The organism is Metabacillus rhizolycopersici (assembly GCF_020075705.1).
In genome coordinates, this window is sequence record NZ_JAIQUM010000044.1 from 33013 (window position 1) to 46736 (window position 13724).

The window sequence follows — 13724 nt, forward strand, 5'->3', positions numbered from 1 at the left end:
AACCTTTATTATATTAGGTTCCTCCTTTTTGATTTTTTATTCATTATGGATTGTAAAACCCTCTACCTCAAGATAAAGAAGACACAAAGACGAAAGGTAGGGATAACTACCCATAAAAAGTACGGTCTGTCTCGTATTATATGATTTCAATCGGTTGAGCCTGTCGCAATGCTTCAACCTCATCCTCAGTTAATTCTCGATATTCACCAATTTTTAGTTCCTCTTCATCCAATGTGATTGGTCCCATCGAAATTCTTTTTAGATAGGTTACCTTTTTTCCAACTGATTCAAACATTCGTTTCACTTGATGGTATTTCCCTTCTGTAATCGTGACGTGAATGGTAGACTGATTTCCTGATTGTAAAATTTCAAGTATCGCAGGCTTTGTCACATACCCATCATCTAGCTCAACACCGCTTTTAAATGCAGCAATATCTCCTTCTGTCACTTCGCCTAAAATTGTTGCAAAATACGTTTTAGGAACGTGTTTTTTCGGCGATAACAACTGGTGTGAAAGCTGACCATCATTCGTTAAAAGCAATAACCCCTCCGTATCCTTATCAAGTCTCCCAACCGGGAACGGCTGACAGACTGCATCTTCCATTTCAAGTAAATCAATAACCGTTTCTTGTACTTCATCTTCGGTAGCAGATAAATAACCCGCGGGCTTGTTCATAAGTAAATAAACAAATTCCTTATAATCAATTTTTTCACCGTTAACAGTTACATCCTGTTCCTCTGGATTAACATGTGTTTTCGGATCTTTAATAACAACTCCGTCAGCAAGGACAACACCCGTTTTCAGTATTTTTTTTACATCTTTCCGACTTCCGTATCCAATATTCGCTAATAATTTATCAATTCTCATCTATCTTTACACCACTCTACTTATTTTTTAGACCTACTATGTATTTTTCTTAACAATTATCTATCCTGATTATGATTTCTTTAAATGTGTGAAAAAAACCCGGTCATTTCACCGAGTTTTTAAGAAAAACATTATTATCTTAACCTGACCGTTTGTTTTCAATTCTACTCATTTGCCCGACTTCTTGGTAAAAACCGCTTAAGACGATTTCCTAAAATCTTTTCGAGTAAACGAGAACGATAGGCTAAGTATATATAGATTGCTCCTCCTATTGCCACTGCTACACCCGCCACAATCGCTGCTTCCATCATTCCATCTTCATAATTAATAAAAATACCTAAAATGGATTGAACAACAGACACAACGAGCCCCATAAATGTCGTAAGGATCGCTATTAGGATTGTTCGTTTCATTAACAATTTAAATGAGTATCCAGAATGACGTTTTATCATGGCAAATCCATAGAGTAACGATACGATATAGCCAGCTGCAGTCGCAATGATTGAGCCAATACCTTGATACATCTGGATAAGTGTCGTATTCAAAGCAAGCTTCACAATTATTCCAATCACGAGACTAATGACCGCTAGTTTTTGCTTATTGATCCCTTGAAGGATTGCAGCATTGACTGTAAAAAGGGAAAATAGCAAAGCGACTGGCGCATACCACATGAGGATTGTCTCTCCAATTTCCGCTGAAACACCATGATAAAAAATCGTATATGCTGGTCCAGCTAATACAGCAAGTCCCACGACAGCAGGCAACGTTAATAACATGATAATTTGTAATGTTTGATCAATTTGTTTATGTAGTAAAGCTCGATTGTTATTTGTATATGATGCCGTTACGGAAGGGATGATAGTTAATCCAAATGCAGTTGCCAACGAAACAGGGATCATTACAAGCTTCGGAACGTAAAGCAATAAAACGGAGAACATTGCAATTGTAATTGTCTCATCGAATCCCGCATCATACATCGCACGATTAAATGTGTTCGTATCAATATAGTTATAAATAGGGATAGCTAAGCCAACAAACACAAACGGACCTGCGTAGCTAAATACTTCTTTAAACATTAAACCGAGTGGTACCTTCTTCGTTTCCACTTGATTTTCTTGAAAGGCTAAAAGTGTTCGTTTACGCCGTATCCAATAAAAAAACAGCACAATCAATCCACCAATTGCTCCAACAAACGCTGCAAACGTGGCATAGCCTACTGCTAATACCATTCCACCATTGAATACGTTTAAAATGAGATAGGTTGCTGCTAGTAAAAAGACAATTCGAACAAGCTGCTCGATGACCTGTGAAACAGCCGTAGGCCCCATCGATTGATGCCCTTGAAAAAAACCACGAATTAAACTCATTAATGGTACAACGATAAGAGCTATACTGACCATTCGGATGACGAGTATGGCATCATCCAAAGTAAAACTACTTTGCGTGCTTTCAGTAAGTGCGCTTTTTGCTAACATCGGTGCAAACATATATAAGATCGCAAATGCTATAAAGCCCGTTAAAAGCATAACGACTAATCCAGCTTTAAACATTCGTCTACTTGTTTGATAATCACCTATAGCATTGTATTTCGAGACAAATTTAGAAACCGCTGCTGGAAATCCAGCCGTTGCAATACTTAGAAAAATTGTATATTGGGCATACCCTGTTTGATACAGGGCCCCACCGTCCGTTCCAACCATAGCTGCAAAAGGAATGAGGTAAATCATCCCTAATATTCTTGAAAGATATGTACCTAACGTTAAAACAAACGTACCTCTTAACAGATTATTCGACATAATTCTGATTCACCATTCTTCTCTATGAAGATTCAACTTTTCTATTTTACCACAAACCTATGCTTATTCCATAATAGAAATGTGTAAGCGCCTTAATTACTCGCGATCCAAACATACTTATTATGAGTGCAAGACTCGGGATAGAGTAATGCTTGCCGTTAGTTAAGAACCTGACACTCCCGCAGCTAAAGAAATGAACTTCCTTTGCTTTAAGTTCTGTGATGTTCATCGCCATACCTCTAACTTACCTAACCAGTACGAGATAAAAAGTATTTTTTGCTTTTTTTCAACTTCAGCTATAATATGAAGTGCAGACCAAGAAATGAAGGTTGTGAAAAATTGATGAACTATGACGTATTAGTAATCGGCGGTGGCCCATCTGGATTAATGGCGGCTATCGCGGCGGGAGAGCGTGGTGCTCGCGTCCTGTTAGTAGACAAAGGGAATAAACTTGGAAGAAAGCTTGCAATATCTGGTGGTGGTCGCTGCAATGTAACGAACCGCTTACCGATTGATGAAATTATTAAGCACATACCAGGTAACGGTAGGTTTTTATATAGTGCATTCTCAGAATTTAGTAATGAAGATATCATTACGTTTTTTGAAAATCTCGGGATTAAATTGAAAGAGGAAGATCACGGTCGAATGTTTCCTGTTACAGATAAGGCACAATCAGTTGTCGATGCCCTCATCAGTGAATTAAAGCGATTAAAGGTTGACATACGTACAAATGAACCAGTAGAGAATGTCGTCTATGACAATGATAAGGTCCTTAGTGTCCAGCTTGTGAGTGGAGAAACCATTTCAACTAAAGCAGTCGTCCTCGCAGTTGGTGGAAAGAGTGTGCCACATACTGGAAGCACAGGAGATGGCTACGCTTGGGCTGAAAAGGCCGGGCATACAATCACAGAGCTTTTCCCGACAGAAGTACCTGTAACATCAAATGAACCATTTATCCAAGAAAAAACGCTTCAAGGGCTTTCTTTGCGAGATGTTGCCTTAAGTGTATTGAACCCTAAAGGAAAGGCGATTATTACCCATAAAATGGACATGATCTTTACTCATTTTGGAATATCAGGACCAGCCGTATTAAGATGCAGTCAATATGTTGTAAAAGCAATGAAAAAGTTTAAGACGAATGCAATAACCGTTAGTATCGACGCGGTTCCTACTACTAATGAGGAGCAGCTATTTCAATCGATCGTTAAGGATTTAAAACAAGATGCTAAAAAGGCAATCAAAAACGTATTAAAGGGACTATTACCTGAACGATACTTACTGTTTTTACTAGAGAAAAATGATATAGATCCACTTGTTACCTATGACAATCTTTCAAATGAGAAGCTTCGATCATTTGTACGTGATTGCAAGCAATTTCAATTTAAGGTTCATGGAACGCTATCACTTGAAAAAGCCTTTGTGACTGGTGGCGGAGTTTCTGTAAAGGAAATTCACCCTCGTGAAATGTCGTCCAAGTTTAAAGAAGGACTTTATTTTTGTGGTGAAATTCTTGATATCCATGGGTATACAGGTGGTTATAATATCACCTCTGCACTAGTGACAGGCCGTCTTGCTGGGTTAAATGCAGCTGTTTATGCTAAAAAATAATTGATAGACATTCGTGGACAACGCTAAGATTTTTCTTAGCGTTTTACTTTTTTGAATCTATCACCTTTTATAGTTGACCTTAGGAGAAAAACTAAGCTGTCACCAGATAGGCCTGCAGTTAAGCTAAATTTATCTGATTTCATTATCGGTATACGTGTCATAAATCTAGAAAAAATTTCATACTGTTTACTATCTTAGTAAAAGGGTGTGAGTCTATGTTAAAGGTAGCTGTTTTCGATGAAGAGCATGAGAAGGATTTAGAGGAAGAAATGAATGACTTTTTGATGAAGCTTAGTGAAAATCAAGTGAAGGATATTAAATACAGTGTGTCTGTTTCAACTGATGAAGATGGGGAACAGCTTTATTGTTATTCTGCGCTTATCATGTATTTTGACTAATGAGTCTACTTGTCCATTTTTGGACAGGCAGACTCATATCTAATCTATTAGACTAACTCACTTTTTCGCTTTGTTTCCCCTTTATACTCTAGCATCCCGCCAACCATGTTGATGACGTTGTTATAGCCTCTCTCTTGTAAAAACGCACATACATTTCCACTACGTGCCCCAGAGCGACAAATAAAAATCGTTTCTCTTTCTTTGTCTATTGCTTCAAGATGCGCAGGGATATCATTCATGCGAATATGTTTCGCTTGTGGGATCATCCCTTCTTCTACTTCCTCTTCCTCACGCACATCGATTAATTCAATTTTCTCGCCATTAGCCAGCTTTTGCTGGACCTCTTCAGGCATAATTTCTTTTATTTCAATCATTTCGTACACCCTTTCGATATTAATAATTGTATTATATCAAATTAAATGTACTCACTACTAGCTAGCCAGCTTCAATTTGGACCTTCTAGCTTCCTACCTGCCATCCTAACTATGACTCTTTTGGGTTGTCTGGAAACGATTCAAATGAAAACGGAATTCCCACCATCTTCGCCGTCAATTCATCATAGGCTACTAAATCTTTTTTTGTCAGCTCTTTTAAGGAGCGTTTGCCCATTGCTCGTAATGCGATTTTTATTTCTTCTGTACTTGATGTTAAAAATTTCTCCGCCGCTTTTGTTCCTTCTTCTCTTTTAAATTGATCCTTGAATTTCCCTTGATTCCATATAGCCTGTGTAGGTGGTTCAAATGGAAGTGCATTTAATGATTGAGTATGTGCGACGGCAAATAACATGGCCGATCCTACATATACTGCATCAGCACCAAGCGCAAGCACCTTTAAAAAGTGACCAGGTACTAAAAGACCTCCTGAAACAATTAAACTGATTTGTCCCTTCACTTTTCTTTTTTTTAGATGATTAACAGCCCGAACAATCCCATGTAATGTCGGGATTCCAAAGTCATCGCATAAAATAGGCGGAGCCTCATGCATCGCTGCTTGTCCACCATCAATCGCGATAAAATCAACACCTATGTCAATCAAATAATCGATATCTTCTTCAATCTTTCCACCAGTCCCGATTTTCACACCAATTGGAACACCATCTGTTAAGTCTCGAAGTTCGTTGACAAGATTTTTTATATCATTTAATGTTTGATTTTCAACAAAATGTTCAAAAATCACGGCATCCTCATTTTCCTTAAGTCCCATCACCTCTCGTGCACGACCAGTTAATTCTTTTGGAGGAATTTTCCTCCCCATCCCAAGTAGTGAACCTTGTCCAAGCTTAATTTCAATCATATCAGCACGCTTAATCACGTCTTCCTCTTTTGCCCACTCTGTTTTGGAAAACTGTAAAATATACTTTCCTGCTGTATCTAACTCTTCAGGCAAGATTCCTCCCTCTCCAGAGTTAATTGCAGTTCCTACCTTTTTGGCTGCTTCCGCCAAAGATAGCCTCACTTCTTCACTAAGTGCGATTCCATAGGCCATCCCACTAATCATAAGCGGGATTTTTATGTTCAGCGGTTTTTTAGCTTTTGGGCCAATGGTGACTTGCACATCTACTTCTTCTTCACCATCGATTGGAAACGGTGTCGTTTGTGTAGGAATAAATGTAATTGGGTCCAAATGCGGCCACTTTTTTGCTGAGCCAGCAAGCGGTCGATTTAGAACGACTCCACTCTCTGCTCGTAAACTATTTTCTAGCATATTTTGAACACCCATATGCCGAAGACCTGGCATTAACTCCATTATATTTTCTTGATAGCTGTCAGTTAAAATGATTTTTCCAACCTTCTTCACTATTTGCTTGATCAGCCAACGCCAGCTTATAAGCATGAATAAAGATAAGACAAATAAGGTGGCCACCATTGCAAAAGTTATATACAACAAATAATTTGGCATATTTTCACTTCTCCACTATTATATCAATTGCATTTTTGTTAATGATACCCAATTAAAGGTGCATTCAGATAACTTGATAGAACTTAATTAACTTTCGATTTGTCTTCCCAAGGTTCAAATGAAAACGGAATTCCAACCATTTTTGCTGTCAATTGATCATAAGACACTAAATCCTTTTTTGACAATTCCTTCAAGGAACGTTTCCCCATCGCTCTCAAAGCCATTTTCATTTCTTCTGTACTTGCTGTTAAAAACTTCTCAGCCGCTTTAACCCCGTCTTCAATCTTAAATTGATCCTTGTATTTCCCTTGATTCCAAACAACTTGTGTAGGTGGTTCAAAAGGAAGTGCAGCCATTGTTTGACTATGTGCAACAGAAAATAATATGGCTGAACCCACATACACAGCATCAGCACCAAGTGCAAGTACTTTCAAAAAATGGCCTGGTACTAAAAGTCCACCTGAAACAATTAAACTAATTTGTCCCTTTACCTTTCTTTTTTCTAAATGACGAACAGCCCGGACAATTGCATGCAATGTCGATATACCCGTGTCATCAGACAAAATGGGTGGTGCACCGAGCGTTGCACCTTGAGCGCCATCAATTGCAATATAATCGACGCCTAATTCGATCAAATGGTCAATATCTTCTTCTATTTTTCCACCGGCTCCTATTTTCACACCAATGGGCACACCGCCAGTTAAATCTCGAAGTTCCGCAACAAGTCCTTTTATATCTTTTAATGTTTGATTATCAAAAAAATGCTCAAAAATGACAGCATCCTCATTTTCTTGAAGCCCCATTATTTCACGTGCACGTCCTGTTAAATTTTTAGGAGAAATTTTCCCACCCATTCCTACCAATGCACCTTGTCCAAATTTTATTTCAACCATATCTGCACGCTTAATTAAATCTTCTTCCTTAGACCATTCTGTTTTAGAAAATTGTAAAATATACTTTCCAGCTGCATTTAATTCTTCCGGTAAAACTCCTCCTTCCCCGGAATTAATCGCGGTTCCTACATTATTTGCTGCTTCCGCCAAGGAAAGTCTCACTTCCTCACTTAATGCGATTCCATAGGCCATCCCGCTAATCATAAGTGGAATATTTATCGTCATTGGTTTTTTTGCTTTCGGTCCAATGGTTACTTTGACATCCACTTCTTCTCCTCCATCAATTGGAAAAGGTGAAACTTGAGCGGGGATAAATGTGATTGGATCTAAATGGGGCCACTTCTTTGAAGAGCCAAGAGGGCGATGAACAATATCACCTGATTCCGCACGCAAGCTATTTTCAAGCATATTTTGAATACCCATATGCCTTAGTCCTGGCATCAACTCGATAATATTTTCTTGGTAACTATCGGTCAAAACAATTGTTCCAAATTTCTTCACTATTCGTTTTATCATCCAACGCCAGCCCAAAAGCATGAAGATCACTACGACAAATAAGATCGACAGCATTACAAAAATCATATAATTTAAAATATTCGACATGTTCACTACTCCACAATTTTATAAATTACACAGTTTATACCTCTATCATTTACCAATTAATGTTAATTATACAATTTGCAGTTATTCTCGTTTAAGCGAGACTTCGATCAGTTAAGATCTCCTCTATCTCCCACACCTTTCCTTCAGGTCGATAACTCATTCATTTTTTAAGCTAGAGATTAGTAACGGGTTCATGCCCCGTACTCTGTTAGGTTCCTCAACGCCATATGTATTAAACTCTCCATATAAGAAGAGACTACAAGAAACGACTCAAATGGGTTTCAAAGCAAAAGGAGAACATTTTCATGAACATATTAAATGAGATTAGCCATCGTCCTTATCCTTTACCTTCGAAAAAATGGATTATGCGACAAACGTGGAAGAACCTACTCTTTCTTCATTGGCCTATTTCACCAGATGCATTACGTCCTTACATACCTTTTGATTTACAAATTGATACTTTTGATGGATATGCATGGTTGGGTGTTGTTGCATTTAGTGTGGAGGGAATTTATCCTCGGGGTTTATCATCTTTATCACTAACTCCAAATTTTCCAGAAATTAATGTAAGGACTTATGTAACATGTGATGGTAAACCGGGAATTTATTTCTTGTCTCTTGATGTTGATGATTGGGCCTCTTACACAATAGCAAAAAGATGGTATCATTTGCCTTATTCCTTCGCCAGAATTCGCTATCAAAAAGAAGGACAAACCTTTCATTTCAAGAGCATTCGCAAATGGACTACAAATTCTACAATAAAATTTAAAGGAGAATTTATCCCATTACCTGAAGTTTATTATGGACAAAAAGGGACGCTAGACCATTGGTTTACAGAACGATATTGTTTATTTAGTAGCGATAAAAGAGGTAATATCTATTGCGGTGATATCCATCATTGTCCATGGCCATTACAAAAAGTAATGACAAATATAGAGGAAAATACGCTTTTTTCCCCCTTTCATTTTGACCTTACAAAAATTAAACCGATTTCTCATTTCTCAAGAGGTGTTGACACTCTTTTTTGGAATATTAAGAAGAAGTATCCCTAGTTTAAACTCCTTTTCCATTCAATCCCTACCTACTAATTTCTCTAAATCCACTTCAATTAGATGGTATAAGTGACTGAGAGCGTATATTTACAATAAGGAGTATGCCACCACGCTAGCCCTCATCCCTTTGGTGGGCATTTTTCTTCTTCATCATCTTCTTTTTTATCACGACAATCATTACCAATAAGAATGGAATGACCATAAATAAGGGGACATATAGTATGTAAGGTATCGTTTTACGACCTTTCATCATATGTTCTACCCAATTGTCGGATATTAATATAGATGTAACAATAACAATTGTAGCCATAATTGGTATCGTGAACTTAGTAAGGTTAGGTTTATGAACAAGACTAGAAAAACCCTCAATTGCCCCAATAAGGAAGATAAGAATTTTAAAAAACCCCCCGATAATTAACAAAATAAGGGCGACCGGATCAAGTCGTTGAAAAACATCTCCAACATTGATATGATCAACAGCATCCATGATTGGAAATGTGGCTATTGATGTTCTGTAAACACCAAGAACACCAATGATTATCACACTTGAAATAATCAAGGTTATACCACTAATGATAATTGCTGAATACCCTGCAATAATGCCAGCCTTTTGGTTATTTAAATAGGGGAAAAACACGGCAAAAACAATTGATTCCCCGAACGGAAAAGACAATATTGTCGGAAATAATGCTTGTAATACAGGTTGCCATCCAGCTTCTAGAACAGGAAATAAATTTTCTATTTTAATAAGTCCGCTAATAATGATAAAAAAAACAAACAGGAAACTAAAAAACATTATCCAAGGAAAAAGGATCAAAGCCGTTCTTGCAATTACCTCAAATCCTAAATAACAGCCAAAACAAATAACTAGCATAAAGATAATTTCTACTGCTAATATCGGTGTGTCATTTAACATGATTGATACTACGAGCTCACTAAAGGTTCTTAATACTCTAGCTGCAATGTACAGGAACAAACAAATATAAACAATAGCAAGAATTCGTCCAATGAGCTTACCCACAATTTTTTCAAGATAGTTTGTTAATGGCAAAGTTGGAAATTGCAGATAAAGATAAACATAAAGGGAGAATAAGCCACCACCGCCCACCATCCCAAGGATAAGTGCGATCCATGCGTCCTGTTTCGCTTCTATTCCTAACCCAACTATCACCGCGCTGCCGATCTCAAATAAAACCATTAAAACAAAAAGTTGAATTGGCTGTATCTTGTTTTGAACCATTGTTAGCAATCCCCCTTTTGCTGTAGCGCTTTATAACGTTTCATTTGTTACTTTTTTATGTTGATTCTCGATTCCTCATTTTCCCACTTAGGATAAAAATTTTTCCATAAAGTTCGTTACGGGACTATATATTTTCGTTAATAAATCGATAGGTGTTGGAATTGCAACATCTTTACTTATTAAAATAGCCAACGTCATCCCCACTGAAAGCAAGATGAAATACACGATGATTTCTCTCCACCATTTCTTTTTCACAAGAGGCGGTATTTCAAATAGAGAAATAATCGCCCCAATAAGCAAAATTCCACTGATTATCCACATTGCTTATTACTCCTCAATTTCTTTTTGAAACGTTTTTGTAATCGTACCTAAACGGCGAATTTTCGCTTCCACGTTTACGGTTACATCTAACTTTGCAAATTCTTGATCCCAGTTTTGTTCTAATCGCTTCCAACCTTTAGGATCAGCCCGGTGAATCACTTCGCCAAAACCAAAAATATCACTTTGATATTCTTTCTGGACTGTTTTTATCGCTCCTTCGATATGCTCTTTTGTATTATTTTTATATTTTTCTTCCAATTCCTTAATTGTTTTTTGTTTGGTTAGATCGATTGTACATTCAACCTCTCCAATGTTCCCTTCTTGAGTTACATCAATTTCAATTTTCGGCGTACCTTTTACAATTTTGCCCTTAACTTTTGTAGACGTGGAAAACGTAACAATCGTACTCTTTCCTCCTTCACACGGCACAGTTACTGCTGTATTATCAACATTGTCCGTTACATAATTAAAACCTATGCTGTCCGCCTCATTTAACCAACCTAGTAGTTTATCTTTTTTAAATACTGCCGTTGAGTCGACAGAAATCCCTGTCTTAGGTGAAATATTCTGTCCATTTGTAACATCACTTCCAGTTTCACGATCCCCATATACATAAACCCCCATTAGAACAGGTTCTTTCCCTTTACTGACAATATTACTAATTAACTCATCCATCGTAACTGTCTTTGTCGCTGCCCATCTTTTCTCTGAATTTTCTAAAGTACTAAAAATTTTATCTGCCGGCACTTTTGAATAAGCAGTTTGGACATCGAGAATATCTGCAGCGGATGACCCTCTTGCGACAGTAAGATAGAAATCCGAACGCATTTCATGCTGCCGAGAAAGCACATCCAGTGCTTTACCAATTCCATCTTTGGCAATTTCCTCCCCAAAGATTACTTCACTAAGATGGGCTACATATATTCTTCGTGGTATATCAGTTGTTAGTCTTCTTACCGCCTCAGTAATGGTCTTCCCACTTTGGGTAAATCTAACAACCTCCGTACGACCTGACCTTGCGTTTCCTGCGAGCTCGCTGGGATTTAGGATTTGAACTGAAACATTATATCCCTCCTCTGATTTATCAATTCCCATAGCAGTCACAATTGCTAGTTCATTAAGCTCTGTTCTGCTCCAACAACCGGCTAGAAAATGAATAATTAGAAGGAACATGAAACATAGACTAATTTTTTTTTTCATTTAACCCCACCTAAATAATGAAATACGTAAGCAACTAGTGAAAATCTAGAGTATATAAATCGTACATGAATAGAGAGTATCTTTTATCGTGAACATTATTGACGAGATGGTTTTGGAGAAGGTGTATCATCTCTCGTAATATCTTTTTGACTAATTAAGCGCGGTCTTGTCTTTATAGCCCATATAGGTAATCGAAGTATATTGTCTTTTTGATCCTGTAATATAAATGGTGCATTTGGAGTTAGATAAGGTATTCCAAAAGATCTGATGCTATTTAGATGAAGAACCAGCACAATTAGCCCTAAAATAATGCCAAATAACCCAAACGTTGCAGCAAGAATCATAAACAAAAAGCGAAGGATCCGAATAGAAATTGCCATATTAAAAGATGGCATTACAAAGCTACATATCGCAGTAAAGGAAACGACAATGACCATTGATGCAGAAACAACCCCAGCTTCAACAGCTGCTTGTCCAATAACTAATGCACCAACAATAGATATCGATGATCCAATTGCTCTAGGCATTCGAAGCCCTGCCTCACGCAAAATTTCAAATGTAAACTCCATTAAGATAGCCTCTACAAGTGCTGGAAATGGCACACCCTCCCGTTGTGAAGCAAGACTGATGAGCAAAGGGGTTGGTAGCATTTCTTGATGAAATGTAGTGACAGCTACATAGAGTGATGGTGTAAGCAATGATAAGAAAAATGTTAAATACCTTAGCATCCGAATTAATGTTGCAATATCTGCCCGTTGATAATAATCTTCGCTAGATTGGAAAAAATGCACTAAAAGAGCTGGCACGAGAAGGACAAATGGAGTTCCATCAACAAGAATCGCAATCCTTCCTTCTAGTATTCCTGCAGCTACAGTATCGGGACGCTCCGTATTGTAAACAGTAGGAAATGGGGTGTATATTTCATCCTGAATACACTCTTCGATGTACCCACTTTCGAGAATCGCATCGATCTTAATTCGATTTAACCGACTTTGTACTTCTTTGACCGTTTTATCATCAACAACGCCTTTTAAGTACATAATCGAAACATCTGTCTGTGTCTTTTTGCCAATTTGTTTTGTTTCAAGCCAAAGATTCGGATCTTTTATTCTTCGTCGTATTAAAGCTGTATTTGTCCGCAACGTTTCTGTGAATCCATCCTTTGGCCCTCTGACAACGGTTTGCGAGGAAGGCTCCTGAACACCGCGGTCGGCCCAGTCTCTGGAACTGAGAACAATTCCTTTAGGAAAACCATCAATTAATAATACCGTGTCCCCCGATAACACATGGAGAAATAGTTTTTGAAAATCACTTATTTCCTTTATCTCTCCAACAGGAAGAGAAAAAGATTTTATCACATCAAACAGGTTAGAAATATCAACAACCTTCGAATCTACTTCTGTGTTTCGAATTCCAATCATTAAAGTGTCAAGGATAAACTCTTGAACAGCGACCGAATCAGTTAATCCATCAGTGTAAATAATGCCTAATTTAATGTCGCCATTTTCACCAGCTTGAAAATCCCTTGTGACAAGGTCTGAACTATTTCCTAGCGACTTTCTTATATGATCGATATTAGACTGTAGTTCAGAAAAAATTTGAGTTGTTTGTTGAGCCTGTGAAGCTTGAGTTTGGTATTGATTTTGACCTTGATTTTTGAATTTGACCTTAACCTTGGGTTTATTTTGAGATTGATTTTGGCTTTTTCCTTGTTCTTCGCTTTGAGCTTGATCTTTGCTTTGGCCTTGTTCTTCGCTTTGAGCTTGATCTTTGCTTTGGCCTTGTTCTTCGCTTTGAGCTTGATCTTTGCTTTGGCCTTGTTCTTCGCTTTGAGCTTGATCTTTGC

The 13724-nt window shown here is 37.7% G+C and carries 12 protein-coding genes; 3 read left to right on the forward strand and 9 right to left on the reverse strand.

Features of this window, described 5'->3' with window-relative positions:
- Positions 1-136: 136 nt before the first annotated feature.
- Both K9V48_RS17655 and K9V48_RS17660 read right to left on the reverse strand, forming a co-directional pair.
- Entirely contained in the window at positions 137-868 is a 732-nt protein-coding gene (locus K9V48_RS17655) for a pseudouridine synthase (protein ID WP_224140400.1), read from the reverse strand.
- 164 nt (positions 869-1032) lie between these two features.
- Entirely contained in the window at positions 1033-2664 is a 1632-nt protein-coding gene (locus K9V48_RS17660) for a putative polysaccharide biosynthesis protein (protein WP_224140402.1), read from the reverse strand.
- Positions 2665-3006: 342 nt separating this feature from the next.
- On the opposite strand from K9V48_RS17660, the gene K9V48_RS17665 reads away from it, so the two are divergent.
- Both K9V48_RS17665 and K9V48_RS17670 read left to right on the forward strand, forming a co-directional pair.
- Positions 3007-4272: a BaiN/RdsA family NAD(P)/FAD-dependent oxidoreductase gene (locus K9V48_RS17665; protein WP_224140425.1), complete on the forward strand. Its 1266-nt coding sequence runs from the start codon at positions 3007-3009 to the stop codon at positions 4270-4272.
- 215 nt (positions 4273-4487) lie between these two features.
- The gene (locus K9V48_RS17670) at positions 4488-4670 is read left to right on the forward strand and encodes a sporulation protein Cse60 (RefSeq protein ID WP_224140405.1); all 183 of its coding nucleotides are present in this window, start codon (positions 4488-4490) and stop codon (positions 4668-4670) included.
- 47 nt (positions 4671-4717) lie between these two features.
- On the opposite strand, the gene K9V48_RS17675 is transcribed toward K9V48_RS17670, so the two are convergent.
- From K9V48_RS17675 to K9V48_RS17685, 3 genes are all read right to left on the reverse strand, one after another.
- Positions 4718-5044 carry a rhodanese-like domain-containing protein gene (locus K9V48_RS17675; protein ID WP_224140409.1) on the reverse strand — a complete coding sequence of 109 codons (327 nt, stop codon included), beginning with the start codon at positions 5042-5044 and terminating at the stop codon, positions 4718-4720.
- A 109-nt stretch (positions 5045-5153) separates the two neighbouring features.
- The gene (locus K9V48_RS17680) at positions 5154-6569 is read right to left on the reverse strand and encodes an FMN-binding glutamate synthase family protein (RefSeq protein ID WP_224140411.1); all 1416 of its coding nucleotides are present in this window, start codon (positions 6567-6569) and stop codon (positions 5154-5156) included.
- Between the two features lie 83 nt (positions 6570-6652).
- On the reverse strand, positions 6653-8065 hold the full coding sequence (locus tag K9V48_RS17685; RefSeq protein ID WP_224140412.1) for an FMN-binding glutamate synthase family protein: 1413 nt from the start codon (positions 8063-8065) through the stop codon (positions 6653-6655).
- A gap of 305 nt (positions 8066-8370) precedes the next feature.
- Here K9V48_RS17685 and K9V48_RS17690 point away from each other — a divergent pair, with 305 nt between their 5' ends.
- Positions 8371-9117: a YqjF family protein gene (locus K9V48_RS17690; protein ID WP_224140414.1), complete on the forward strand. Its 747-nt coding sequence runs from the start codon at positions 8371-8373 to the stop codon at positions 9115-9117.
- A 112-nt stretch (positions 9118-9229) separates the two neighbouring features.
- Here K9V48_RS17690 and K9V48_RS17695 read toward each other — a convergent pair whose 3' ends face one another.
- From K9V48_RS17695 to K9V48_RS17710, 4 genes are all read right to left on the reverse strand, one after another.
- The gene (locus K9V48_RS17695; protein WP_224140417.1) at positions 9230-10357 is read right to left on the reverse strand and encodes a GerAB/ArcD/ProY family transporter; all 1128 of its coding nucleotides are present in this window, start codon (positions 10355-10357) and stop codon (positions 9230-9232) included.
- 87 nt (positions 10358-10444) lie between these two features.
- Positions 10445-10678: a hypothetical protein gene (locus K9V48_RS17700; protein WP_224140420.1), complete on the reverse strand. Its 234-nt coding sequence runs from the start codon at positions 10676-10678 to the stop codon at positions 10445-10447.
- A 6-nt stretch (positions 10679-10684) separates the two neighbouring features.
- Complete coding sequence (locus K9V48_RS17705) at positions 10685-11878, reverse strand: Ger(x)C family spore germination protein (RefSeq protein ID WP_224140422.1); 1194 nt, start codon at positions 11876-11878, stop codon at positions 10685-10687.
- A 95-nt stretch (positions 11879-11973) separates the two neighbouring features.
- Positions 11974-13476, reverse strand: coding sequence for a spore germination protein (locus K9V48_RS17710; RefSeq protein WP_224140427.1), 1503 nt, complete (start codon positions 13474-13476; stop codon positions 11974-11976).
- Positions 13477-13724: the final 248 nt, after the last annotated feature.

Bases quoted from the DNA above. Each gene is read 5' to 3' on its own strand.
- K9V48_RS17655 (WP_224140400.1), bottom strand. From the start codon at position 868: ATGAGAATTGATAAATTATTAGCGAATATTGGATACGGAAGTCGGAAA.
- K9V48_RS17660 (WP_224140402.1), bottom strand. From the start codon at position 2,664: ATGTCGAATAATCTGTTAAGAGGTACGTTTGTTTTAACGTTAGGTACA.
- K9V48_RS17665 (WP_224140425.1), top strand. From the start codon at position 3,007: ATGAACTATGACGTATTAGTAATCGGCGGTGGCCCATCTGGATTAATG.
- K9V48_RS17670 (WP_224140405.1), top strand. From the start codon at position 4,488: ATGTTAAAGGTAGCTGTTTTCGATGAAGAGCATGAGAAGGATTTAGAG.
- K9V48_RS17675 (WP_224140409.1), bottom strand. From the start codon at position 5,044: ATGATTGAAATAAAAGAAATTATGCCTGAAGAGGTCCAGCAAAAGCTG.
- K9V48_RS17680 (WP_224140411.1), bottom strand. From the start codon at position 6,569: ATGCCAAATTATTTGTTGTATATAACTTTTGCAATGGTGGCCACCTTA.
- K9V48_RS17685 (WP_224140412.1), bottom strand. From the start codon at position 8,065: ATGTCGAATATTTTAAATTATATGATTTTTGTAATGCTGTCGATCTTA.
- K9V48_RS17690 (WP_224140414.1), top strand. From the start codon at position 8,371: ATGAACATATTAAATGAGATTAGCCATCGTCCTTATCCTTTACCTTCG.
- K9V48_RS17695 (WP_224140417.1), bottom strand. From the start codon at position 10,357: ATGGTTCAAAACAAGATACAGCCAATTCAACTTTTTGTTTTAATGGTT.
- K9V48_RS17700 (WP_224140420.1), bottom strand. From the start codon at position 10,678: ATGTGGATAATCAGTGGAATTTTGCTTATTGGGGCGATTATTTCTCTA.
- K9V48_RS17705 (WP_224140422.1), bottom strand. From the start codon at position 11,878: ATGAAAAAAAAAATTAGTCTATGTTTCATGTTCCTTCTAATTATTCAT.